A 23,819-nucleotide genomic window follows, 5' to 3' on the forward strand; every position below is an offset into this window, starting at 1 on the left:
GGGCGTGTTACTTGCCGTAGATATCGAAGGCGAAGTACTTGTCCTGGATTTGCTTGTACTTGCCGTTCTCGCGAATGGCGGCGATGGCGGCGTTGAGCTTGTCCAGCTCAGCCTTGTCGCCCTTGCGCACCGCGATGCCTACGCCGTCGCCGAAGTACTTGACGTCGGTGAACGCAGGGCCGACAAAGGCGAAACCTTTACCGGCGTCGGTTTTCAGGAAACCGTCATCCAGAAGCGTAGCGTCTGCCACGGTGCCGTCGAGGCGGCCGGCGGCCACGTCGAGGTAAATTTCGTTCTGCGAACCGTAAGGCTTGATCTCGGCACCCAGCGGGGCCAGGACTTCGCGGGCGAAACGCTCGTGGATCGAACCACGCTGCACGCCGATGTTCTTGCCCTTGAGTTCGGTCAGGCCGTCGCTGACCTGAGTGCCGGCCTTCATGACCAGGCGAGCCGGGGTGTTGTAGTACTTGTTGGTGAAGTCCACGGACTTCTTGCGATCTTCAGTGATCGACATGGACGACAGGATCGCGTCGATCTTGCGCACTTTCAGTGCCGGGATCAGGCCGTCGAACTCTTGCTCGACCCACACGCACTTGACCTTCATCTCTTCGCACAGGGCGTTGCCGATGTCGTAGTCGAAACCAACGATGCTGCCGTCCGGTGCTTTGGAAGCGAACGGAGGGTAAGCCGCTTCGATACCAATTTTCAGAGGCTTTTCATCGGCGAAGGATGGCAGCGACAGCACGGACAGTGCCAGGGCGCCAAGCAGCACGAGTTTCTTCATCTTGGGACTCCATCGGTAAAGGGCAAAAACGGCAGAGTGAGCAACAGCCCAATATGCGAATGAGTGGAACCAGAAAGCAGTGCTGCGTCCTGGGAAGCCGGTGTTTAAATTCAACACGAGCAACGACGAGCGAGTGATCGGCATTCTAACGACAGGCCCGAGGCCGATATTTCTTCAATGCGACAACTAATTACAGAAGCACCGAGAAAGTCGCTTTAGCGCGTTGACAGCCCTGCAAAATCATGCAAGAGCAAAAGACATGGAACCGATCTATATTGCAAATTGCGGGCCTATTATTGGCAAACCCTTCTAATCCGGCAAGCGCAGCGTGGGGTCTTATTTTTCAGCGGTGGTTTTTAGGCTCGGATAAGGGGCCTGGCGTTTCCCAATGCCCCGCATTGGCGCGATGCGGTTACACATTCAGTAACCTGAAAGGTCGCAGGTAACAGTAGGAAAATGCCGACAGAGAAACCCGATAATTATTGGCTGATGTTGCTGTATTGCCTATCAGGCCGCCTTCGCGAGCAAGCCCGCTCCCACATTTGATCTCCAATGGACACAGAATTTGTGTCCGCAACAGATTTAATGTGGGAGCGGGCTTGCTCGCGAAGAGGCCAGCAAATTCGACACAAAAACTTCAGACATGAAAAAGCCCCGCCAGGCTCAACACCTGACGGGGCTTCGATAACTCAGAACCGCCGCTTACGCGACATTCATCGTCTTGTGCGTATCAATCAAATGCTGCACCACACTCGGGTCCGCCAGGGTGGAAATATCCCCCAACCCATCATATTCAGCGGTCGCAATCTTGCGCAGAATCCGCCGCATGATCTTGCCCGAGCGAGTCTTCGGCAGCCCCGGCGCCCACTGGATCACATCCGGCGACGCAATCGGCCCGATCTCCTTGCGCACCCAGTTCTTCAGCTCCAGGCGCAGCTGCTCGTTCGGCTCCTCGCCGTTTTTCAGGGTGACATACACATAAATGCCCTGTCCCTTGATGTCGTGCGGCACACCGACCACTGCCGCTTCGGCGACTTTCGGGTGCGCGACCATCGCGCTTTCGATCTCGGCGGTGCCCATGCGGTGGCCGGACACGTTGAGCACGTCGTCCACGCGCCCGGTGATCCAGTAGTAGCCATCGGCATCGCGACGGGCGCCGTCACCGGTGAAGTACATGCCGCGGAAGGTCTTGAAGTAGGTGTCGACGAAGCGGTCGTGGTCGCCATACAGCGTACGCGCCTGGCCCGGCCACGAATCGAGAATCACCAGATTGCCCTCGGCCTCGCCTTCGATGATGTTGCCCAGGTTGTCCACCAGGGCCGGCACCACACCGAAGAACGGACGTGCCGCCGAGCCCGGCTTGAGGGCATGGGCGCCCGGCAGCGGGCTCATCATGTTGCCGCCGGTTTCGGTCTGCCACCAGGTGTCGACGATCGGGCAGCGGGACTTGCCGACGTTCTTGTAGTACCAGTCCCAGGCTTCCGGGTTGATCGGCTCGCCCACCGAACCCAACAGGCGCAGGCTGCTGCCATCGGCGCCTTCAACGGCGGCGGTGCCCGAGGCCATCATGGCGCGGATCGCGGTCGGTGCGGTGTAGAGGATGTTGACCTTGTGTTTGTCGACGATCTTCGCCACCCGGGTGATGTCCGGGTAGTTCGGCACGCCTTCGAACAGCAGGGTGGTCGCGCCGTTGGCCAGCGGGCCGTAGACGATGTAGCTGTGGCCGGTGACCCAGCCGACGTCGGCGGTGCACCAGTAGATCTCGCCCGGACGGTAGTCGAACACGCGCTCGTGGGTCATGGCGGCGTACAGCAGGTAGCCGCCGGTGGTGTGCTGCACGCCCTTCGGCTTGCCGGTGGAGCCGGAGGTATAAAGGATGAACAGCGCCTCTTCGGCACCCATCTCTTTCGGCGCGCACACGGTGCCGGCCACTTTCATCAGGTCCTCGAACCAGATGTCGCGATGCTGGTTCCACTTGATCTGGCCACCGGTGCGCTTGCACACGATGACTTTCTGGATGCTGCTGGTTTCCGGGTTGGTCAGCGCGTCGTCGACGTTGGCCTTGAGCGGGATCTTCTTGCCGGCACGAATGCCTTCGTCGGCGGTGATCACCACTTTGGATTTGCAGTCGATGATGCGACCGGCCAGGGCTTCCGGCGAGAAGCCGCCGAACACCACCGAGTGAATCGCGCCGATCCGGGTACAGGCCAGCATGGCGACCACGGCTTCGGGGATCATCGGCATGTAGATGGTCACCACGTCGCCGCGGTGCACGTCCTGGCCACGCAGGGCGTTGGCGAACTTGCACACCTGCTCGTGCAGTTCGCGGTAAGTGATGTTGCGGCTTTCGGCAGGGTCATCGCCTTCCCAGATGATCGCGACCTGGTCTCCGCGCTCGGCCAGATGACGGTCGAGGCAGTTGTAGGACACGTTCAGGGTGCCGTCGGCGAACCACTTGATGTCGACATGGTGGTCATCGAAGGAAGTCTGCTTCACCGTGGTGAAAGGCTTGATCCAGTCGAGGCGCTTGGCTTGCTCGCGCCAGAAGCCGTCGGGGTTGACGACCGACTGCTGGTACATGGCCTTGTAGGTCGCCTCGTCGGTCAGGGTGTTGGCCAGAACCTCGGGACGAACGGGATACAGGGAAGCCGCACTCATCTTTCTTACCTCGGTGGAATAGTTGTTTTTGTATGGCCCTGTTGTAGCCGGGCCGGGCCTATAGAACCATTCGACGATGGTAGTAACAAGTCCCTACAAAATGCTCTGAAATACCCATTCACCCTGCCACGCCCGGGGCCTTGCGTCGTACTCCAAACGGGGTAGGAGCTGCCGAAGGCTGCGATCTTTTGACCTTGCTCTTAAAAATCAAGATCAAAAGATCGCAGCCTTCGGCAGCTCCTACATGCGCGCATCGCCTGGTTTTTCGGGGATTGTTACGAAATCTGTCAAAGGTGTTTATCAAAACCACGGCTATATGATCGAAAGGCCCGCGCCTAAAATCTGCCACGCCAACAAGGCAACCTGATTAACCAAGTTACAGCCCCCACGAAGGCAGCTAATCAAACACCCAGGTATTGAAGCTCCACACGCAATCTCAAAAGGATTGCGTGCCCCCTCTCGACCTTAGAAAGGTAAAACTCAAATGAAAGCTTTATGGGTTCTGGCTCTCGGCAGCGTGTGCGTAACCGCCATGGCAAGCGAGGTCCCGACTGATGTCGCGCAGCAACAACCGCCTATTGAGGAATACACTTACTCGATGAATCTGGACATCGCCAAAGTGATCTCGATGAGCGAAGCACCGAATGTTTGTGAAGTTGTCCCCATGAAAATGGAATACGAAGATTCCAACGGTCAACGGCATATCCTGCGTTACAGCGCGATGGGCAACGGTTGCTCTAACGGCTGATCCCTGCTTCACCCTCCCCCAATAAGGTTCGACCCACCCGCCACGATCAGGCAGATGAAGCGCCGAACCTTAATTATCGATTAAATCGATTGTTTTAAGCATTTATTTGCGCTTTTTAATCGAATTAATCGGCATAGCATCAAATTCAACCCAAGACAAACAACGCCCACGAATTCGGAGCACTGACCATGAAAACCCAACTGATCCTCGCCCTGACCCTCTCCGTCCTGGCTGCCAACACCTTCGCCGCCGATGGTTACGACCGCACCGGCTCGGCCGCCTACACCACTGAAGCGGCTGTCGCTTCCGACGGTTACGACCACACCGGTTCAGCCTCTTTTGCCGCCGATGGCGCAGACCATGTAGGTGCCGGCAAACTGGCTTCCGATGGCGCTGACCACACCGGTGCCGCCCGCCTCGCCGCCGATGGTGCCGACCACGTCGGTGCAGGTCGCCTGAGCTGATCCACCCGCGTGACTTCACAGCCCGACTTCGGTCGGGCTTAGTTGTGTCTGGAGCCTGAGAAAACCCCATCGAAACACAAGATGTAGTGAAAAAAGCCTTTTTTGGTTATTTCTTGTACAAAAAAATCCCGGGGCAAAAAATTAAGAAAAAAAATCTTCCCCCGCCAAAACCGTTCAAAGCCCTGTAAACCCTCGCTCCGACCGAAATACGGCCCCTGTCGACCAATCCGTGAGCCATTTCGCCGCACCACAGCACGCAAAACTTCCCTATAATGCGGCCTTAAACGGGCCTGCAATATCCCCTTACAGGGATGAAAAGCCAGTCTGAAGCCCCGCACAGGCGCTTGCCGCTTGCTGCGCCCATCAGTGGCTCTCGGAACCCCGTACAAAATTCTGTTTGATGCCTGCGTATAGCTGCTGCAAAAAACGATTCCTTTAGATCCAACGCGGCCAGTAAGGCCGTGTGAAAAACCAACCTATCCATTTTCACACGGGCACTCTGGCCCTCACGCAGGAGACGACACGTCATGCTGAGCTGGGACGAATTCGACAAAGAAGACACGGAAGTAGCAGTCAAGAGCGCCAACGCTGGCCACGCCACCGAAGCCAACATGGACCGTCTCGACAGCGCCGGCGGTGCCGCCGCCCTGGAAGCCCGTGCCGTGACCGCCGCTGACTCCGCCGCCGTTGCCCGCGCCAAAGCTGCCCTGGATTCCCTCGACGTCGCCGAAGGCCTCGCCGAACTCGAAGGCGCCTCCGCCCGTGTCGCCGTTGACGAAAAGCGCATGATCAACTGCCGCGCCGACCTCAACCAACTCGTACCCTTCAAGTACGACTGGGCCTGGCAGAAGTACCTGGACGGCTGCGCAAACCACTGGATGCCGCAAGAAGTCAACATGACCGCCGACATCGCCCTCTGGAAAAACCCGGAAGGCCTGACCGACGACGAACGCCGCATCGTGATGCGCAACCTCGGCTTCTTCTCCACCGCCGACTCCCTGGTTGCCAACAACCTGGTCCTGGCCGTGTACCGCCTGATCACCAACCCGGAATGCCGCCAGTACATCCTGCGCCAGGCCTTCGAAGAGGCGATCCACACCCACGCCTACCAGTACTGCATCGAATCGCTGGCCATGGATGAAGGCGAAATCTTCAACATGTACCACGAGATCCCATCGGTCGCGAAAAAAGCCACCTGGGGCCTGAAATACACCCGCTCGATCTCCGATCCGAAGTTCGAAACCGGCACCGTCGAAACCGACAAAGAACTGCTGCGCAACCTGATCGCCTACTACTGCGTCCTGGAAGGCATCTTCTTCTACTGCGGCTTCACCCAGATCCTCTCCATGGGCCGCCGCAACAAAATGACCGGCGTCGCCGAGCAGTTCCAATACATCCTGCGCGACGAATCCATGCACCTGAACTTCGGCATCGACGTGATCAACCAGATCAAAATCGAAAACCCGCATTTGTGGGATGCCGAGATGAAGGAAGAAGCTTCGCAGATGATTCTGCAAGGTACTCAGCTGGAGATCGAATACGCGCGGGATACCATGCCTCGTGGGGTGTTGGGCATGAATGCGGCGATGATGGAGGACTACCTGAAGTTCATTGCTAACCGTCGTTTGAGCCAGATTGGTTTGAAGGAAGAGTATCCAGGGACGACTAACCCGTTCCCTTGGATGAGCGAGATCATGGACTTGAAGAAAGAGAAGAATTTCTTTGAGACTCGTGTAATTGAGTACCAAACTGGTGGTGCGCTTAGCTGGGATTAATTCCCAAGCCAGCCGCGATTTGACGACTTGAATCGACAAATCGAACATCTGAAAGCCCCGATCTGATCGGGGCTTTTTTGTGGGGTAGGAAAACTCTTACTCGCAATCTCAGTAGTAGTTAAACCTCCTACATGTATTCCAGCACCATCTGTATTGAGGGTCATTCCATGCGGCCCTAAGCTCTACTGCAGGTGCCTAAGAAACGCCCAACGTAGAAAGCTAGCCATTTACACAGACGAGCAGTCACCCTTGGTGATTGATCGGACGGCTGTGTGAGGCTTTTGCTCGTTGGAGCTTCTTATGTCCACTCTACGTTGGGGTCAGGCCCGCAAAAGTCCAAACGTAGAGGTAATGGATATGCCTGAACACAACCTTCTCGTCACTCTCCGAACCATGGAGATTGGCCATGTCTGATCTCTTTTCTGTAACAGTCTTCACCCGCCACAATCTCCCTCTCCATGCTCTCCTCCTGGAAAACCAACCGTGGTTCTGCGCCCGCGATATCGGCCGCTTGATGGGTTTCCATCTGAGTGAGCGCATGGTCAACAAACTGGACAAAGACCAACACCGCCCGTTGTGGATTGAGTATTACCGGCAAGCGGAAAAACAGCTGATGCTCAGTGAGTCCGGTGTCTATGCGCTGCTGGTCTATCACTACGCACCAGGAAATCGCTTGCTGCGTGAGTGGATCACCCATCAAGTGGTGCCGGCCTTACGTGATGCGAAGCAACCGGACAACTCGGATCGGCCGATGCTGAGTTTGTTGGACTGGCCAGAAATGTCGCTGAGCCTGCTGCATTGGCAAGATGAAGGTTGGATTCGGTTGCGGGACATGCCTTACCTGTTGCTCGATCACACGCCGCAGAGGGCGCCGGGGGTTAATCCTTGGTGGCGTAAGGTTGCGCGGGTGTTTAAGTCGTCGAAGCACTCGATGGGTTAGGTTCCTAGCATGTAGGACCACCTGCAAGAATCTTCTCTTCTTTGTGTAGGAATTTTCGTAGACAGTCGTAGTGGCCACTCAGTATCGTCCGAGGGTATTTAACCCTCGGCGATTGTATGGATACGGAAAAGAGCAACGGCGATTGGAGTGAGGCAGAGATCCAGGCTGCGGTGGATGCCTATCTCAGCATGCTGTCTCGCGAGCAGAACGGTCAGGCGATCAACAAGGCTCATGAAAATCGCGTCCTGCGCGAGGGTGCTTTGGCGGGTCGGACCAAAGGTTCTGTTGAGTTTCGGATGCAGAACATTTCTACCGTGTTGGTTGAACTCGGGCGTGATCGCATTGAGGGCTACAAACCCGCCAAAAATGTCGGCGCCAATGTTGCGAAGAGCATTCGTGAAGCACTCCATGCTCCAGGTCCAGTAACCCCCGAAGACTTTGTCCCGACAGCGGACGAAACGACGCTCGAGCAGCGAGCTGCAAAGCTTGAGCGACAACCGATCAAAGTCGAGCCGAAGGGGATTGAGAAACCAGAGCAAACTCAGTCCAGCGGAAAGTCGTATGTTCGTGATCCTGAAGTGAGAGCGTGGGTGCGCCAACAGGCTGAAGGTAAATGCGAAGGCTGTGGCAACCCTGCTCCGTTTGAAAAGTCAGGCAGGCCATTTCTTGAGGTTCATCACGTTAAACATTTAGCCCAAGAAGGTTCGGACCGTCCGAGCAATGCTGTAGCGCTGTGCCCGAACTGTCATCGACGTTGCCACCATTCGAGTGATCGGGATGAGTTCACAGCGTTGCTTTATAAAAGGGTTGGACGGTTGATTCCGGAATAGTCGCATATTTACTTTGTCCGACTCAGTCATATGACACTCCATAGAGAAACCCAAGGTAGTTGATACCTAAGATTTCAAAAGGTAAGGCGCTAATTCAACCGACGCAAAAATTACTTTGAACTCCCTTGCTGCAGTTCAAAAAAATCCGGATCGGATGAGTAATGCCTCCGCACTACTCAAACTGCCATGGTCTGTTGCCTACACATAAACAACCGTACCGACCAAATCGGAGCGCTTTGTTTCATCATCAGAGCGCTTTCGCACACCATGAAACGCTGATCTCTTTTGCGCCAACAATAAAACCAGAAAATTCCTACAAGCTAGAAAGTTGACTCCCCCCACCAAAATTCATACCCTATTTCGCAGTCCCCTGGGATAGCACCGTCGCTAATATTTTTCATAACAATCAACTCATAACAAAAGAAGAAAGTGCAAATCGAGTGACATGCAACACATTAAGCCACCCATTCCAACTCAACCGCCAGACACGCTTACCAACCTAATTTAAATCCGAGCAAAACCTCTGCCACTGATTTTTATGCCCACCCACAAACTTAAGGAACCGACTTCTTTTGTTAAAAAAATAACAACACAAGCAAAAGAAACACCCCAACAATATGCCTAGCTGCATGAACTTTAGCAGCGAAACATACTGTCTTATGCAAACCTCTGAGAATTTGCAAATTAAGAAAACTTAACCACTGACAACAACCATAAATTTCATGGGGCAATACCATGGCAACATTAGTCAAAACAATAATACTTTCCAACCAAGAAAAACAACAGATTCGCGGCTTGCTCGACGAGATCATCCGAATCCCTACAATGGCGAATCAGTACAATTTCATCGAAAAGGCAGTTCTGTACGCTCAGGAGCTTCCGCGAAGAATCCGCCAGGAATTCTATGACTTCAAGCGCAATGAGGAACTTGCGGCTCTATTGATTTCCGGCAGTCCTGTGCTTCTTGACGGCGCAGGTCCAAGTCCCTCAAGGTACATTGAGTTAGATGATGACTACTGTTTAAATGACGCAAAAATTCTGCATGGACTATATGGTTCACTGCTTGGCGAAGGAGTCGGATTTACTTCGCAACGTAGTGGCAGTCTCTACAACAACATTATTCCACTTAAAGAACTTAGCAAAGTTTCGAATTCGAGTAGCGGATCTGCCCTCGACTTTGGATTCCACGTGGAAGATGCCTTTCACCCCGCACGCGCCGAATACTTGGGACTCGTCTGTATGCGCAACAATGAACGTGCTGCGACCACTATTTCGTGCATCGACGGCATCAAACTTAGTGCCGAGGAGAAGCAAATACTATTTGAGCCGAGGTATAAAATCTGTCATAACCCAATCCACAGTACTACTGACATAGTAGAGGAAATCTCCCAGCCCATCCTATTCGGTCACAGCAACGCGCCATATGTCAAAATTAATGCTGCCGCATTAAATATTGATGAGTATAACGGCATCGAACGTCAAGCCTTAGAAAAACTTCTACGTCACTTTGCAGAGAACCGCAAAGCGGTCGTGCTCGAAGCTACAGATTACTTTTTCATAGATAACTACCGTTGCGTCCACGCACGAGACTCATTCAAGGCAAACTACGGCGAGGGTGCTCGATGGCTCGCAAGAATAGTATTCGCTTCGAGCCTGAGAAAATCACGCGAAATGCGAAACTCGGTAGAAACTCGCGCCATCAATGCGTAAGGGGAATGTCGATGGACGCTCACAATTCAACATTAGCAACCACCCCGAAATTCTGGCTAGGTGACGAGACGGCGTTTGATAGTGCGCAACTTATAAACTCTAATCGCCCGATTGTCGTGTTCGATTCAGGTGTGGGTGGCTTAACAGTAGCACGGCAACTGGAAAAATCACTTCCCAACGCAAACATTCTATATGTGGCGGATAACGATTGGTTCCCTTACGGTAATAAGCTTAGATCTGCGGTAGCTCAACGGGTCGAGCAGTTGCTCGATGAACTTTGTACGCAGGTAAGCCCTTCAGCGATAGTCGTAGCGTGCAACACAGCTTCTATCGCGATTATAGAGAACGGTCTCGATCAGTTTAGGCACAATTGCTTTTTTGTCACGCCACCTATAGATGAAGCGCTTGAAATTTCCGAGAGCAAAAATATTGTTTTGCTTGCTACTCCCAGCACTCTTGAAAGCAGACACATCATTCAAAAGATAACCAAAGCTAAAATGTACGCAAAAATATGGCCAATCGCGACCCAAGCGTTAGTAACACTATCCGAGACTAAATTATCAGGAGAGAATCCAAGTTTCGCTAATTTTGCTGAACTGATCGATAATCACCTTACCAAAGAGCAGCGATTATCAGTTGACACAGTTATTCTAGGCTGCACGCACTTCCCTCACTTGATCGATGACTTGCGCAAGATCTTTCCAACTGCTGGAAACTGGATTGACCCCGCCAAAAAGCTTGCTTCGCAGGTAGCATCTTTAACGGAAAAAAAAGCAGCATCCATTACCCCCCCCTTTAAAATCACCACATTCACAAGCAAGCACGGATTGACCAAATACCACAAGGCATTTTCGAATAATGGATTCAGCATAAGCCCCCTTCATTAGAGATACAACTTTACAACCAAGCCATCCATCTGATCACTTAGTTACGTTTAACTACACTGTGCCATTCTCTACACAACTACCCCAGCTCATCTTACCTTTACGTAACATATCCCCACCCTGTCTTCTCAAGAATGGAGATCAAGCATATGAAAACGCTTACCAAGGAATATCGGTGGGTAATTTTAGCTATAGCCACATTAGCTCAAGCGTGCGCTTGCTTCTTTGTACAAGGATTTGGAGCCATTGCAATACATGTAAAAAATGAAATGAGCCTCAGCAACTGGCAGATAGGCATACTAGTATCAGCAGCGCAGTTCATTCCTCTTATTGGACTTTTGGTCGCTGGCGAACTGCTGGACAAGTACAGCGAACGGTTTGTTGTAGGAATGGGAACGGTGATCGTCGGTGTCGCATTGTGTGGAGCAGCGCTAGTTAATTCTTATACAGAGCTACTTATACTTCTTACAATATTGGGCCTTGGATACAGCACTGCTCAGCCTGGAGGAAGCAAATCAGTATCAAATTGGTTTGCAGGTAATCAGTTAGGATTCGCAATGGGAATCCGACAAGCTGGATTACCACTTGGCGGCGCAATTGCAGCGCTATCGCTTCCACTTATTGCTACCCGCTACTCGATTCAAGCAGCCTTCCTAACGGGAGGTTTGGTCGCCTTGTTTGGCGCTACTCTATTTATGCTCCTATACAAGTCTCCTGAGCGACAACACCGCCCCCCCAAAAAACAAGTCGACTTAAGATCAGCGATTGCATCACGTTTTATGATGGCAAAGGACCCATCCATGAGAAATATTATGCTGTCGGGCGCTAGCCTTACCGCTTCGCAGTACGCCATCTCAGTCTTTCTTGTCTTGTACCTTCATACTTCGCTTGGACTTGATAGCTTCGTTGCGACAACGATGTTCTTTGTAGTGCTTGGGGCAGGCATAACTGGAAGAATTATACTTGCAGCTTGGAGCGACCGTTGCAAGGCTGGCAGGTACTTCCCTGTGTTAACTTGTTTGGGTGCCGTCACTGTATTTCTAACACTACTGCCACTTTTGGAAACCAAAAATCTGGCGATCGTCAGTGTATTTATGGCTCTGATAGGATTTTTCGCATATGGGTGGTACGGCCCCTGGGTTGCTTATGTAGCCGAGACCGCTCCCGCTGATCGCAAAGGCTTTGCGCTCGGAATGGCTATGACAGCTAATCAGATTTCCGTCGTATTGGTGCCACCAATTATTGGTCTGTCAAGAGATAGCCTTGGAACCTTTGCTTATGGCTGGGGGGTATTGGCAATAATCTCTGCCATTGTGTTGTTTATTACCAGCAGGAGAAAAAAGGAAATAGTAATGGCCTCTGGATAGTTTTGTTTAACACTTGCGTGCCTCTGAAGATCTATGCACGGCGCATTACGTTTCACTCTTCAACAGGTTCGAGTATCTATAGGACAATAAGGCGCTAATTTGCTGGGGTAAGATCAAGGGTCACGCACCGAGCTTTCGTATCGATTCCGAACAGAAGGCCTGATTCAAGCAAGCAGATCAAGTGAAGAAGTAGCTTCTAAGGGTCAATGGAATGTGTCTGATCCGTTTGAAAAGTAGAGCAAGCCGTTTCTTGAGGTTCATCACGTTAAACATTTAGCCCAAGAAGGTTCGGACCGTCCGAGCAATGCTGTAGCGCTGTGCCCGAACTGTCATCGACGTTGCCACCATTCGAGTGATCGGGATGAATTCACCGCTTTGCTTTATACAAAGGTGAAAAGGTTGAAACCCGAATAACCGAGCAAAACAGAACCCGTGGCGAGGGGGCTTGCCCCCGCTCGGCTGCGCAGCAGTCGTCAATCTGCATCATTCGGTTTGTCTGATACTCCGCGAGTTACGGATTTTGGGGCCGCTTCGCAGCCCAACGGGGGCAAGCCCCCTCGCCACAAGGTGGCTGGCTTGGTTGTTGTGTTGATCTTGCGAATCGCGAGCAGACTCGCCCCCACAGGGGTTCGGCGGCTGGCTTGGGAACGTAGGTGTTATCAGGGCCGCTGGATTTTCCTGCGGCCCTTTTCTTTGCCCGCGATAACGCTAAAGCATCATTTCCCCAACCCACTAATCCGCCACGGACAAACCGCCGCCCTAACCCCACTAGGCCCAACAATCTCCGGTGTCTGCCCCAACGACCTCGCACTCAACACTCCCCCCACCCGTTCAATCAACTGATCAAACCCCAACGTCGCATCCTCCTGATGCAATTTGCGCAGTTGTTCGACCAGGGCGTAGGTAAAGGCGCCATAGCTGTTGGAGCCGACCTCGTATTCGTTGGCTTTCTCATTTTCCCGCGCAGCGTAGAGCATCAGTGGCATGTAAGGGCCGTGGTGACCATAGAGTTTGCACTGGCGCAGCAGTTGGGCTTTTTTCTCGGGGCGCAGGCCCGTGGCGGCGCCTTGGGTGGTGCGGGTGCGGGTGAGGCCGCGGGTTTTGTTGTCTTGTTCGCTGAAGTCGCGGCGGTCGGTGTCGACGGCGTAGACGCGGCGGTCCCAGTCGCCGGCGTAGGGGTCCCAGCGCAGCATGCGGTGGCGGATGTCGCTGGGTGGGGTGATGCCGCGCACGCGGCCGTTGCCGCGGGTCATGCCGCCGGCGTAGCAGCAGTCGAACATGACGGTGAGTTTGGCGCCGTGGCCGTCCGGGTCGAATGGCAGGTGGCTGTAGAACTGGCGGAACAGTTTGTCGGTGAAGTGGGTGCTTTCGTCATCCCAGTCGAAATCGTGGAGCACCAGGGTTTCGTCCATGCAGTCGGCTTCGCCGCTGCTGCTGTAGACCGGCAGTTGGGTGCCGTGGCCGGAGTAGAACAGCACACGCTCGTCGCCGGCGCGGGCGCCTTCCACCAGCCATTCTAGGCGCTCGACGAAGTTGGCCCGGGTCGCTCGGGCGTCGTGCAGCAAGCGGATGTCGCCGGCGTCGTAACCGCTTTCCTGGAGCATGCGGCTGATCAGGTAGGTGTCGTTGATGCAGCCGTCGAGGCGTGCGCTCGGGTCGAGGTAATCGTTGATGCCGACCACCAGGGCGCGGCGTTTGCGTTGGCCGCTGCGGGACAGGAACGCTGGCACTTCCAGTGCGCGCGCGGCCACCACGTCGCGGGCCAGTTGTGGCCACAGGCCGGTCTGGCTGGTGGCTGACGACAAGTAGGCCTGGGCGGCGTGATTGAGGTCGAGCAGGTCATCACGCAGTGGCACGCTGAACTCGGTTTGCAGGTCGACCCGCGCCGAATCCGGTGAGGTGATCGGCCGGCTCAGCAAGCCGTCGTTGGGGTTGTAGAGGTGGAACCAACGGCGGATGCCTCGGCCGTTTTCGCTCAGGCGCAGGACCCGCCCGCCCCACACTTCGCGCATCACCAGCGGCAGTGCGATCGGTGAACCGAAGCTGACGAACACGCGGCCATCGATGCGCTTGAGCGCCGAACCTTTTTTCACCACGGACCGGCGCAGGGCGTCGTAGCCGATCAGGCTGCCCAGACCTTGGGCGAAGATGATCTGCGGATTGAATGCCTCGATCTTCGCCAGCAGATGTTGAGTCAACGCCGTGCGCAACTCGGCGTCTTCGATCCATTGCACGATGGCGCCCACCGTGATGCGCAACATCTGATTGACCGGCAGTCCCCAACTGCCGAAATTCTCGTCGGCCTTGCCGCTTGCGTCGGCCCTCAGCATCGCCAGGCCTCGGGTGATCTGGGCGAAGTCCGGCCCTTCCTTGAGTTGGTCATCGAAAGACAGAAATTCGATGTCCTGGTCATCGATGAGCCGACCGTTCTGCGCCAGTTGATTGCGGATCAATGTGCGCCATTGCTCCTGCCAGTTCGCATCGATGCCACCCTGCCCGCCCGTTGCCCGGCTGAACCCCACCCCGGGCAGGCACAGGATGCGCAGCCGCGTTGGTGCGACTTCCAACCCTGGTTCTGCCAAGGCTTTACTGGCAGGCGCCGCAACTGCTGGAACCGCTTGCCCTTGGGCGGTAACCATCAAATCCTGCAAGCGTCGCAGTTTCGCCTCCAGGCTGTCGGCACTGGGGGCGGCGGGCGTCAGCGCGGCCTGAGCCGGATCAGCCAAGGCTCGGCTGCGGTTGCCGAGAAAGCCGCTGACCCATTGGGCGCTGCTCTTCCAGATCTGCTCTGGATCAAGGCCGTCGAGGTAACCGGTGACGCTGTCCACCACCTGCCGACTTTGGGTCGCCAGTTCGGACTCGATCAATGGCAACCCGGCACGACTTGGCACCACGGTGGCTGCCAATGTCGGCGCAGCCGTTACGCCCGGTGCAGCGCGCCAGATGGGCGCATTGCCGAAGTGCTGCGCCGCGATCACCCGTGGGCCGAGGGCACTGCGTGGCAGTTTGAAGTGATCGCAAAGAAACGCCAGCAGGCTGGTGTGATCGTAATGCTGCGCCTGGACGTTGCCCGTCCAGGGAATCAAGCCGGGCTTGAGCCACGGCGAAGCCAGGATCGCCGGAACACGAACGCCAAGTCGGGTGAAGGGATTTTTCCAGGGCACATCGACCGTTGAACCGGTCGCCACGCAAGTCGGCGGCACCACGTGGTCATGGAAACCGCCGTGTTCGTCGTACAGCAGCACGAACAGGGTTTTGTTCCAGATAGTGGTGTTGGCCGACAAGGCGTTGAACACCTCACCGACAAACTGATCGCCAAAGCGCAGGTCCTCCGGTGGATGATGGGACACGTTTGGCCCGAGTTTACCGTTGAGCAGGCCATAGCTCGGCTCGATCCAGGACAGTTCGGGGAGTTTGTCAGCGGCGACGTCCGACTTGAAGGCCTCAATGCTCAGGTGCTGCAAACCGCCCTTGACCAGCGCCGCCAGCGGAACCGCACCGTCGGAGTAAATGCGCGCGTCGTGGCCGTTGCTGCGCAACAGCGAAAAAATACTCTCGCCGCCGAACTGTGCGATCAGGCTTTTGATGCCGGCCAGTACCGTGCCGGTCGAGGGCATCAGCAAGTGGCCATTGCAACTGCCAAGCATGGCGAAAAACCGGTTCGGCCAGGTCGGGCCTGGCACCGAGGAAAACCAGCGATCACACACGGTGAAATTGCGCGCCAACCCGTGGATGGCCGGCAGCGTATCGTCGGCCGGCTTAGCGCCGAACGGGATGTAGTTCATCGCCCGTTGGGCCATGGACTGCGACCAGGTTTTGTACACCTTCAGGTCCTTGCGGGCCTTGTCGTAGGCGTCCTGGGCAAAACCATCGAGCTTGGGATTGGCCGGGCTGGTCTTGAAGGAGACGCCCAACTGCGTCTCTACGTTGACGAACTCATGGCCAAGGTCGAAACCCTCACTGTTGCTCGGTGGTAGCGCCGGAGGCAGAGGGGGCGGCGGCGCCCACAAGTTGTAGTTTTCCGGGAACTCCGACGCCTGGGTGATCACCGTCGAATTGCCATTGGCCAGTTTCAGCGGATTGGTGCTGGGCGCGTTGCGATTGATACCGTCACACGCAGGGTTGATACGGGTGTAATCCCCCAGCAAATGATCGAATGATCGGTTTTCCATCATCAACACGACAACGTGCTCAATCCCGTCGGGCCAGTTGTTCGGCATGGTGCGCTCCTTGATGTGAAGTCTCGATTTCGACCTCTCGGGTTTCACGACAATCAAGGCTTGGATGGCTGGACAATATGAGGGATGCGGTCGATCTGCCAGACAACGCTAGTCAGGCGATGGGGGCTTGTCCAATGGCGGGAGCACCTATCCTTTCAGCCAATCCACCGAATACATCGCCACATAACTATCCACCGCCGTCCCAATCGTAGGAAAAAACGCCGTCTCCCCCAGCCGCGCAAACAACCCAAACCGCTTCAGCTTGTCCTTCACCGGGTCCTTCATCTCGGCAATGCACAACTCGATACCCGCCGCGTGCAGGGTGTCGTCCAGCTCAGCCAGCATGTCCGCGGAAGTCACGTCGACGCTGGTGACCGGTTCTGCGGCGACCACCAGCCAGCGCACGGGCGTGGGCGATGCCGCGACTGCGTCGAGCACGCGGTCGCTGAACAGTTCGGCGTTGGCGAAGAACAAGGGCGCATCCCAGCGAAACAGGACCAGGCCGGGGATCAGGGACGCGTCGGGATAGCGTTTGATGTCGTGGTAGCCCTTGACCCCGTCGGCGCGGCCCAATACGGCGGAGTACGGGCGCCAGGCGTCCCAGAGGAATTCGATGATCGCGATCACGATGGCCAGGCCGATGCCTTCGATTGCGCCGAACACGGCCACGCCGACCGTGCAGACAATCGATAGCCAGCATTCCCAGCGCTGGATGCGATAGATCCGGCGCAGGTCGGTGATTTCGATCAGGCCGATGGCCGAGGCGATCACGACGGCCGCCAGGGCGCTGGAGGGTAGGTGTTGCAGCAGGTCCGGTGCTACCACCAGCAGCAAGGCGACCGCGAGTGCGCCGACGACGCCGGTCATTTGCGTCTTGGCGCCGGCGGCTTCGGCCACGGGCGTGCGAGACGAGCTGCTGCTGATCGGGAAGCCCTGGAAAAATCCGGCCGCCAGGTTGGCGATGCCGAGGCCCATCATTTCCTGGTTCGGGTTGACGTAGGTTCGGGTCCGCGCCGCATAGACACGGGAGAGCACGCTGGTGTCGGCGAACGAGACCAGTGCGACGGCGCACCCGCCGATCACCACCGGGACGATGTCGGCGCTGGTGATCCAGGGGATGGCGAACCCGGGCAAGCCTTGGGGGAGCGAACCGAGGACCGACACACCGGCGCGTGTCGCCAGGTCGAGGACTCCCACGGCGACCGTCGCGCCGACCACGGCGATCAGGATGCCCGGCAGTCGCGGCCATCTTTTGAGGAGCAGGATCACCGCCAGGGTGAGCCCGCCTACGGTGAAGGTGGTCCAGTTGGCTTTTCCTTCCATCAGCGCCGAGGCAATGGCCCAAATGTTTCTCAATGGGCCGTCGGACTCAATGGAAAAACCGAACAGCTTGGGCAACTGGCTGATCAATACGGTCAGTGCGATGCCGTTCATGTAGCCGTAGCGGATCGGTTTGGACAGCAGCTCGGTGATAAACCCCAGGCGCGCCAGACCGGCCAGGATGCACACCGCTCCCGAGACGATCGCCATCATCCCCGCCAGGGCAACGGCACGCTGCGGGTCGCCGCCGGAGAGTGGAATGATGACGGCCAGGATGACGGCCACCAGGGAGGAGTCCGGCCCCATCACCAGGATCCGGCTGGGGCCGAACAGGGCATAGAACAGCAGCGGAACGATGGTCGCGTAGAGGCCATAAATGCCGGGCACGCCCGAGGCCACCGCGTAGGCGATACCGACGGGCACCAGCATCGTGGTCAGCACCAGGCCGGCCACGATGTCGTCACGCAACCACGCCCATTGGTATTCGCGCAGCACGCTCAATCCCGGCAGCCAGCGGCGCCAACCGGTCTGTTCGTCCCGACGGGCTATGCGGCCGGGCTCCGGGAGAGGAGGTGAAGTATCTGGATGGCTCATTAACCGCCCTCGTTGATGTAATGCTGTTCATTAAAAATTATGTAGGAGCGAGCTTGCTCGCGATGGACTCAAGAGCGCCGCGTTTAGTCAGTAAACACGCGGCATCGTTAACGACCATCGCGAGCAAGCTCGCTCCTACAATGGAGCATTCCCTCGTTGATGGCTGTGCAGGCTCGGCGATATCGAAGTGATCTCAGTGTAGCTATTGCTTCGAATGCGCCATCACTGGAAGCTGTTCACCTAAAGGATTTGGAAGCCGACATGAAATTCGACCTCGCCTACTGCCTCAGCCTCAACGACAAGTTGTCGATCTACGACGTTCGGGATCTGAATTTCGACGAGACGATGGATTTCGACTCCGCCCGGGAACACTTCCAGTGCCCCAACGATGCCTGTCGCCTGGCGTTCGATGCGGCCAATGAGCTGGGCACGTTCAACGCGAAGAATGTGAATTACGTGCGCACGCCGCACTTCAAGAACTTGCCGAGTACGCGGCATGTCGAGGGTTGCCCTTATGTCAGCCTGAAGACGCCGGCGTCGGGTGTGGATGAGGCGGAAACGGATGACAGCCGCGAGGAAAATTTCCCGTCGGAATTGTTACTGACTCGGCGTGAATATGTGCGCAAGCCGTCCAGCCCGAAGGTTGTGACGGACGGGGGGCGGGACGAGTCGCCAACGCCTTCGGTGCCCCATAACGCCGAGCAACCGGGCAGGGAATCGGCCCCGGACAAGACCAGCGTCTTCGCCCACCCGGTGGAGTGTTTCGTGTCGAACTTCGACGACAAGGATTTGCTCAAGCGCGTGCCGCTGAAGATTGGCGAGCACACCGCGCCTTATGGCTCGTTTTTCAAGAAGATCGAATACCTGCAGGACAACAAGGGGCTGATTTACTGGGGCAAGGTCAAGGAGATCAAGGACTACACCCAGAGTTTTCGCATCGATTTCGAGAAGAAGGTCTGGTTCGAAAAGAGGCCTTACTCGGTCAATGTCTACCTGAGTAAAAAGCTCATCGAAAGCTACCGCAAGCGCAAGGCGTTCCTCGAGGAAATCAAGCACGCCATCGAGAGCGGGCGGGAATTGTATTGCTTCTTTTATGGCGTGACGCCTGAGCTGAAGCAGGTGCCGAGCAAGAAGAACCCCGAGCAGACGTTCGGGGTGTTCAGCGCCAACATCGAGAATCTGGATCACTTTATCGTGCGGGAAGCGCCAGGGTTGGCGGACAAATAGATGCAGTGCCGTTCGTCTGCCTGAAAAGAATAATCAAAAATTGCGTTTGATCCGGGCCCAAAACAACTGTACAAAAACACAGTATATTTTGACCAACACTCTCGAGCCCGGAGAACACCATGGCCTCTCAAGCGATGAAAATCACCCTGGAACGTATCGCCCTCTTCCAATTCACCCCGGCCCACTGCGCCCAGGCCCGAGCGATGCTGGGCTGGAGTGTGGAAGAGCTGTCGCGCGAGTCCCGGGTCTCGGTGGAGGCCATTCAACGCTTCGAGGCACGCCAGGAGGTGCTGGATGTCACGCGCCTGGCGCTGGCCTATCGGTTCGAATCGGAAGGGTTGGTGTTCTTCCCCGGGTTTGCGCCGGGTCGAGGGATGAATGTGAAAGGGTCGACGCCGAATCCGGTTGGGCGGGCGGACTTTGCGATGGTGGAGTGAGCCAACTCCCCGATTGACCATAAATGCCCCCCTGTAGGAGCGAGCCTGCTCGCGATGGAGGTCAACGATGATGCGGGGAGCCTGACACCCCGCGGTGCTCTCAGGTTTTTCGCGAGCAGGCTCGCTCCTACAGGGCGTTCTGCACCACCACCCGCTCACTCTCCCCTTCCACCGCCAGCCACCACGCACCACCACGCTGCGGATGCATCAAATTGAACGCCTCTCCCATCTGCGGTGTGGTGATCGATACGTTGCGCTCCCAGGCCAGGGCCAGGATGCGGTCGAAGGGTTCGTACCAGGCGTGCATCGACAGGTCGAAGGTGCCGTTGTGGATCGGCAGAAGCCAACGGCCTTTGAGGTCGATATGGGCTTGCAGGGTTTGTTCGGGTTGCATGTGCACGTGCGGCCAGTCGACGTTGTAGGCACCGGTTTCCATCAGGGTCAGGTCGAATGGGCCGAACTGTTCGCCGATGCGTTTGAAGCCGTCGAAGTAGCCGCTGTCGCCGCTGAAGAAAATGCGCGTGTCAGCGTCGATCATCACCCACGAGGCCCAGAGGGTGCTGTTGCTGTCGAACAGACCACGGCCGGAGAAGTGTTGCGATGGGGTGGCGATGAACTGGATGCCATCGACTTCCGTGCCTTGCCACCAGTCCAGTTGGCGGACTTTGCTGGGGTCGATGCCCCACTTGATCAGGGTGTCGCCTACGCCCAGCGGGGCGAGGAAGTGTTTGGTCTTGTCCGCGAGTTTCAACACAGCCGCATGATCCAGGTGATCGTAGTGGTCGTGGGACAGGATTACCGCTTCAATCGGCGGCAATGCTTCCAGGCTGATCGGTGGCTGGTGGAAACGCTTGGGACCGGCCCATTGCACGGGCGAGGCGCGCTCGGCGAAGACCGGGTCGGTGATCCAGAATTTGTCGCGCAACTTGAGCAGCACCGTGGAGTGGCCCAGGCGATAGACGCTGTGGTTGGGCGCGGCGATCAGCGCGGCTTGCGTCAGGGCTTGCACCGGGACGGGGGCGCTCGGGCGGGTGTTTTGCGGTTTGTGGAACAGCGCGTTCCACAGGATGCCGATGGTTTTGCCAAAGCTTAAACGTTGAACCGGCGTGAAGTTCTGATACTGGCCTTGAGCCTGTCGGGACGCTTCAGGTGTGGAGGCGTTGTCCGCCGGGGAGTTTGAATTGGCCATGACTGAGTGACTCCAGAAACCGCGTTTGACGCGATTTACCTCTTTGGGACGATAAATGGCCAAGGCACGCACGCATCAGCCGGACTTTCTATTTTTACCGGACAGGATTAACAAAACATTACACTGCACAGTGTAGTTTCTAGGTTGCATCAAAGTCGATGACAAGTAAACTGCTGAGTGTAGTTTCCCTTTTCTTCCTGCCGAAGCGTACTTATGACAGCTCCACAGCGCCTCACCGACCGAAAACGCCAAGCGATCATTCAAGCCGCGATCATCGAGTTCCGTGACAACGGTTTCGAGATCACCAGCATGGACAGGATTGCGGCCACTGCCGGCGTGTCGAAGCGCACGGTGTACAACCACTTTCCCAGCAAGGAAGAGTTGTTCGCCGAGATCCTCAATCAGTTATGGATCCGGGTGACGGCAGAACAGGAAACGGCCTACCGTCCCGACCTGCCGTTGCACGACCAATTGCGCGTGTTGCTGATGGCCAAGCTGCAAATGTTGGGTGATGACAATTTTCTCGATCTGGCTCGGGTGGCGATAGCAGCGACCATTCATTCCCCGGAGCGGGCGCAGGATATGGTGGCGCGAATGGGCGAACGCGAAGAAGGGCTGACGGTGTGGATTCGGGCCGCACAGGCCGATGGCCGATTGAAAGCCGTGGCGCCTGAATTCGCCGCTCAACAGATCCATGGCCTGCTCAAGTCTTTTGCATTCTGGCCGCAGATTTCCATGGGCCAACCCAGCTTGTCAGCCGAGGAGCAAAACACGGTGGCGGATTCCGCTCTGGCCATGTTCCTGGGCTATTACCAGCTCTAGTCCAGCCATCTACAGCACTTGCCGACATTAAATGGCTTCGAAGGACACTGATTAATCCGGCTGGAATAAATGACAATGTGCACCGCTTTTACCGATGAGCGGTAATTCCGCCCCCATGCAGTAAAGTGTTTCAGAATGAATCTGGTGCAGGAAATTATGGATAGACAACACGGCAAGGGTTTGTCATTTGCCAAACGCATCTACATGCCTCGAACCATTGGCTTGGGCATCGGCAGTTTGAGTGTGGCCGCCGCTCTGTATCCGTTGCACTTGCCGGTCTGGGTCTGGGTTTTGTTGGCACTCAATGGTTTTGTCTGGCCGCATCTCGCTTATCAACTGTCGAGCCGCTCGGCCTTTCCCTACAAAGCCGAACGCCAGAATCTGCTTTACGATTCGCTATGCGGTGGTTTTTGGGTCGCGACGTTCCAGTTCAATCCGCTTTGCACCGTGACCATTCTGGCGATGATGGCGATGAACAATGTCGCCGCCGGCGGCCATCGGATGTTCCTGTTGGGCAGCCTGAGCCAAGCGGCGGGCGTGCTGATTGCCTGGTCGCTGTTCGGTGCGGCATACACCCTGTCGACCACGCAATTGCAGGTGTGGGCGTGCTTGCCGATGCTGACGCTCTACCCGTTGGCGTTGGGCATGGTCTGCTACCAATTGGCGATCAAGCTTTCAGAACATAAACGCACCTTGAGCGCCCTGAGCCGCACCGACAGTTTGACCGGGTTGCTCAACCACGGTGCCTGGAAGGACTTGCTGCAACTGAAGTTTCGCGAGTGCAGCCAGCGTCATGAGCAGGCCGTCATTGCACTGATCGACATCGACCATTTCAAGGCCATCAATGACACCTACGGTCATCTCATCGGTGACTCCGTGCTGCGCCAGTTGAGCGTCGAGCTCAAGTGCAACCTGCGCGAATGCGACCTGGCCGGCCGCTATGGCGGTGATGAGTTTTGCGTGATTCTGCCCGACATGCCGCTGGATCAGGCCGTGGACGTGATGGAGCGTTTACGCCGCGTGCTGCAAGACTATCGGCATGGGGAAGTGCCCGAACTGCGGGTCAGCCTGAGCATCGGTCTGGCGGCCTACCAACCGTCGTTCACCGATGCAACGGCCTGGCTCGATGACGCGGACAAAGCCCTGTACACCGCGAAAAATACCGGACGCAACAAGGTCAGCGTCAACACGAGCAACACCGGCCTGGAAACGTCGAACACATGATGTGATCGCTTGGCGATTACGCTGCTCGAATGACGCTGGGGCTATAGTGAGCCTCAGTCCCAGCGCCCAGCAGAGAGCACCATGAACACCACGCCAACAGACAACCCCACCGCAGCCCCCGTCGATCACCTGCGTTTCCATCGCCATCACGCCCATCTGGCGCCGACCTTTGGCAATGACAAGTTTGCCCTGCGCGCCGAAGCCTTTGCGCGGTTCTTCGGTACCCCGACCTTTCTCGGCGCCCAAACGCTGATCGTGGTGGTCTGGGTGTGCCTCAACGTGTCCGGAGTCACCCACTTCGATGTGTACCCGTTCATCCTGCTCAACCTGGCGTTCAGCCTGCAATCGGCCTATGCCGCGCCACTGATTCTGTTGGCCCAGACGCGTCAGGCCGCACGCGACAAAGCCCAATCCGATGCCGATGCACAGCACCGTGAAGCGCTGGCGACCGCCAACAGTGAGCGGCAGGCAGAAGCCGCGAAAAACACCGCGCAACTGCTGGAACTGCTCGAGCAGAACACCCGCCTCACGGAGATGACCAAGGCCCTCACCGAGCGCATCGAAAACCTGACTTCGGAAATGCATCAACACTTCGTGCGCAAGGATGAGCCACAGGCCTGAACGGT

The 23,819-nt window shown here is 56.4% G+C and carries 18 protein-coding genes and 1 pseudogene; 14 read left to right on the forward strand and 5 right to left on the reverse strand.

Annotated elements, in window-relative coordinates; all coding sequences use genetic code 11:
• Positions 1-7: 7 nt before the first annotated feature.
• Together ACEN83_RS23720 and acs are read right to left on the reverse strand one after the other, a co-directional pair.
• Complete coding sequence (locus ACEN83_RS23720; protein WP_007971007.1) at positions 8-784, reverse strand: ABC transporter substrate-binding protein; 777 nt, start codon at positions 782-784, stop codon at positions 8-10.
• Positions 785-1,486: 702 nt separating this feature from the next.
• The gene (gene acs / locus ACEN83_RS23725; RefSeq protein ID WP_015096507.1) at positions 1,487-3,442 is read right to left on the reverse strand and encodes an acetate--CoA ligase; all 1,956 of its coding nucleotides are present in this window, start codon (positions 3,440-3,442) and stop codon (positions 1,487-1,489) included.
• A 484-nt stretch (positions 3,443-3,926) separates the two neighbouring features.
• Here acs and ACEN83_RS23730 point away from each other — a divergent pair, with 484 nt between their 5' ends.
• The 9 genes and pseudogenes from ACEN83_RS23730 to ACEN83_RS23770 all read left to right on the forward strand — a co-directional run.
• The gene (locus ACEN83_RS23730; RefSeq protein ID WP_458549249.1) at positions 3,927-4,190 is read left to right on the forward strand and encodes a DUF2790 domain-containing protein; all 264 of its coding nucleotides are present in this window, start codon (positions 3,927-3,929) and stop codon (positions 4,188-4,190) included.
• A 188-nt stretch (positions 4,191-4,378) separates the two neighbouring features.
• A complete protein-coding gene (locus ACEN83_RS23735) occupies positions 4,379-4,654 on the forward strand; it encodes a hypothetical protein (protein ID WP_008049543.1) in 276 nt (91 codons plus the stop codon).
• Positions 4,655-5,181: 527 nt separating this feature from the next.
• The gene (locus ACEN83_RS23740; protein ID WP_007978181.1) at positions 5,182-6,429 is read left to right on the forward strand and encodes a ribonucleotide-diphosphate reductase subunit beta; all 1,248 of its coding nucleotides are present in this window, start codon (positions 5,182-5,184) and stop codon (positions 6,427-6,429) included.
• Between the two features lie 406 nt (positions 6,430-6,835).
• Positions 6,836-7,369: a BRO-N domain-containing protein gene (locus ACEN83_RS23745; RefSeq protein WP_495578592.1), complete on the forward strand. Its 534-nt coding sequence runs from the start codon at positions 6,836-6,838 to the stop codon at positions 7,367-7,369.
• A gap of 116 nt (positions 7,370-7,485) precedes the next feature.
• Positions 7,486-8,199: an HNH endonuclease gene (locus tag ACEN83_RS23750; protein ID WP_116583303.1), complete on the forward strand. Its 714-nt coding sequence runs from the start codon at positions 7,486-7,488 to the stop codon at positions 8,197-8,199.
• A gap of 735 nt (positions 8,200-8,934) precedes the next feature.
• Positions 8,935-9,909 carry a Fe(II)-2OG oxygenase family protein gene (locus ACEN83_RS23755; protein WP_116583302.1) on the forward strand — a complete coding sequence of 325 codons (975 nt, stop codon included), beginning with the start codon at positions 8,935-8,937 and terminating at the stop codon, positions 9,907-9,909.
• A gap of 11 nt (positions 9,910-9,920) precedes the next feature.
• Positions 9,921-10,796, forward strand: coding sequence for a glutamate racemase (gene murI / locus ACEN83_RS23760; RefSeq protein ID WP_495578593.1), 876 nt, complete (start codon positions 9,921-9,923; stop codon positions 10,794-10,796).
• Positions 10,797-10,942: 146 nt separating this feature from the next.
• Positions 10,943-12,160 (forward strand): MFS transporter, encoded by a 1,218-nt coding sequence (locus tag ACEN83_RS23765; protein WP_495578594.1) that lies wholly within the window; start codon positions 10,943-10,945, stop codon positions 12,158-12,160.
• Positions 12,161-12,403: 243 nt separating this feature from the next.
• A pseudogene (locus tag ACEN83_RS23770) lies at positions 12,404-12,574 on the forward strand (HNH endonuclease); the annotation flags it as partial.
• A 302-nt stretch (positions 12,575-12,876) separates the two neighbouring features.
• On the opposite strand, the gene ACEN83_RS23775 reads toward ACEN83_RS23770, so the two are convergent.
• Positions 12,877-16,380, reverse strand: a complete 3,504-nt coding sequence (locus ACEN83_RS23775; RefSeq protein WP_495578595.1) for an alkaline phosphatase family protein — start codon at positions 16,378-16,380, stop codon at positions 12,877-12,879.
• Positions 16,381-16,527: 147 nt separating this feature from the next.
• Positions 16,528-18,294: a SulP family inorganic anion transporter gene (locus tag ACEN83_RS23780; protein WP_495578596.1), complete on the reverse strand. Its 1,767-nt coding sequence runs from the start codon at positions 18,292-18,294 to the stop codon at positions 16,528-16,530.
• 261 nt (positions 18,295-18,555) lie between these two features.
• Here ACEN83_RS23780 and ACEN83_RS23785 point away from each other — a divergent pair, with 261 nt between their 5' ends.
• Together ACEN83_RS23785 and ACEN83_RS23790 are read left to right on the forward strand one after the other, a co-directional pair.
• Complete coding sequence (locus tag ACEN83_RS23785; protein WP_495578597.1) at positions 18,556-19,521, forward strand: hypothetical protein; 966 nt, start codon at positions 18,556-18,558, stop codon at positions 19,519-19,521.
• Positions 19,522-19,640: 119 nt separating this feature from the next.
• Positions 19,641-19,958: a helix-turn-helix domain-containing protein gene (locus ACEN83_RS23790; RefSeq protein WP_007978167.1), complete on the forward strand. Its 318-nt coding sequence runs from the start codon at positions 19,641-19,643 to the stop codon at positions 19,956-19,958.
• Positions 19,959-20,085: 127 nt separating this feature from the next.
• On the opposite strand, the gene ACEN83_RS23795 is transcribed toward ACEN83_RS23790, so the two are convergent.
• Entirely contained in the window at positions 20,086-21,147 is a 1,062-nt protein-coding gene (locus ACEN83_RS23795; protein ID WP_495578598.1) for an MBL fold metallo-hydrolase, read from the reverse strand.
• A 213-nt stretch (positions 21,148-21,360) separates the two neighbouring features.
• Between ACEN83_RS23795 and ACEN83_RS23800 the strand changes: the two genes are divergently transcribed.
• The 3 genes from ACEN83_RS23800 (at position 21,361) to ACEN83_RS23810 (ending at position 23,814) form a co-directional block, all read left to right on the forward strand.
• Positions 21,361-21,969 carry a TetR/AcrR family transcriptional regulator gene (locus ACEN83_RS23800; RefSeq protein WP_007972233.1) on the forward strand — a complete coding sequence of 203 codons (609 nt, stop codon included), beginning with the start codon at positions 21,361-21,363 and terminating at the stop codon, positions 21,967-21,969.
• Positions 21,970-22,125: 156 nt separating this feature from the next.
• Entirely contained in the window at positions 22,126-23,193 is a 1,068-nt protein-coding gene (locus ACEN83_RS23805; protein ID WP_495578599.1) for a diguanylate cyclase, read from the forward strand.
• Positions 23,194-23,274: 81 nt separating this feature from the next.
• Positions 23,275-23,814, forward strand: coding sequence for a DUF1003 domain-containing protein (locus tag ACEN83_RS23810; protein WP_495578600.1), 540 nt, complete (start codon positions 23,275-23,277; stop codon positions 23,812-23,814).
• Positions 23,815-23,819 lie beyond the last annotated feature (5 nt).

The organism is Pseudomonas sp. Pseusp49 (genome assembly GCF_059491875.1).

What these genes read in the sequence shown, in the direction of transcription:
- ACEN83_RS23735 (WP_008049543.1), top strand. Translation starts at nt 4,379, where the DNA reads ATGAAAACCCAACTGATCCTCGCCCTGACCCTCTCCGTCCTGGCTGCC.
- ACEN83_RS23810 (WP_495578600.1), top strand. Translation starts at nt 23,275, where the DNA reads ATGAACACCACGCCAACAGACAACCCCACCGCAGCCCCCGTCGATCAC.
- ACEN83_RS23785 (WP_495578597.1), top strand. Translation starts at nt 18,556, where the DNA reads ATGAAATTCGACCTCGCCTACTGCCTCAGCCTCAACGACAAGTTGTCG.
- ACEN83_RS23750 (WP_116583303.1), top strand. Translation starts at nt 7,486, where the DNA reads ATGGATACGGAAAAGAGCAACGGCGATTGGAGTGAGGCAGAGATCCAG.
- murI (WP_495578593.1), top strand. Translation starts at nt 9,921, where the DNA reads ATGGACGCTCACAATTCAACATTAGCAACCACCCCGAAATTCTGGCTA.
- ACEN83_RS23795 (WP_495578598.1), bottom strand. Translation starts at nt 21,147, where the DNA reads ATGGCCAATTCAAACTCCCCGGCGGACAACGCCTCCACACCTGAAGCG.
- ACEN83_RS23745 (WP_495578592.1), top strand. Translation starts at nt 6,836, where the DNA reads ATGTCTGATCTCTTTTCTGTAACAGTCTTCACCCGCCACAATCTCCCT.
- ACEN83_RS23755 (WP_116583302.1), top strand. Translation starts at nt 8,935, where the DNA reads ATGGCAACATTAGTCAAAACAATAATACTTTCCAACCAAGAAAAACAA.
- ACEN83_RS23720 (WP_007971007.1), bottom strand. Translation starts at nt 784, where the DNA reads ATGAAGAAACTCGTGCTGCTTGGCGCCCTGGCACTGTCCGTGCTGTCG.
- ACEN83_RS23800 (WP_007972233.1), top strand. Translation starts at nt 21,361, where the DNA reads ATGACAGCTCCACAGCGCCTCACCGACCGAAAACGCCAAGCGATCATT.
- ACEN83_RS23740 (WP_007978181.1), top strand. Translation starts at nt 5,182, where the DNA reads ATGCTGAGCTGGGACGAATTCGACAAAGAAGACACGGAAGTAGCAGTC.
- ACEN83_RS23765 (WP_495578594.1), top strand. Translation starts at nt 10,943, where the DNA reads ATGAAAACGCTTACCAAGGAATATCGGTGGGTAATTTTAGCTATAGCC.
- ACEN83_RS23775 (WP_495578595.1), bottom strand. Translation starts at nt 16,380, where the DNA reads ATGCCGAACAACTGGCCCGACGGGATTGAGCACGTTGTCGTGTTGATG.
- acs (WP_015096507.1), bottom strand. Translation starts at nt 3,442, where the DNA reads ATGAGTGCGGCTTCCCTGTATCCCGTTCGTCCCGAGGTTCTGGCCAAC.
- ACEN83_RS23805 (WP_495578599.1), top strand. Translation starts at nt 22,126, where the DNA reads ATGGATAGACAACACGGCAAGGGTTTGTCATTTGCCAAACGCATCTAC.
- ACEN83_RS23730 (WP_458549249.1), top strand. Translation starts at nt 3,927, where the DNA reads ATGAAAGCTTTATGGGTTCTGGCTCTCGGCAGCGTGTGCGTAACCGCC.
- ACEN83_RS23780 (WP_495578596.1), bottom strand. Translation starts at nt 18,294, where the DNA reads ATGAGCCATCCAGATACTTCACCTCCTCTCCCGGAGCCCGGCCGCATA.
- ACEN83_RS23790 (WP_007978167.1), top strand. Translation starts at nt 19,641, where the DNA reads ATGGCCTCTCAAGCGATGAAAATCACCCTGGAACGTATCGCCCTCTTC.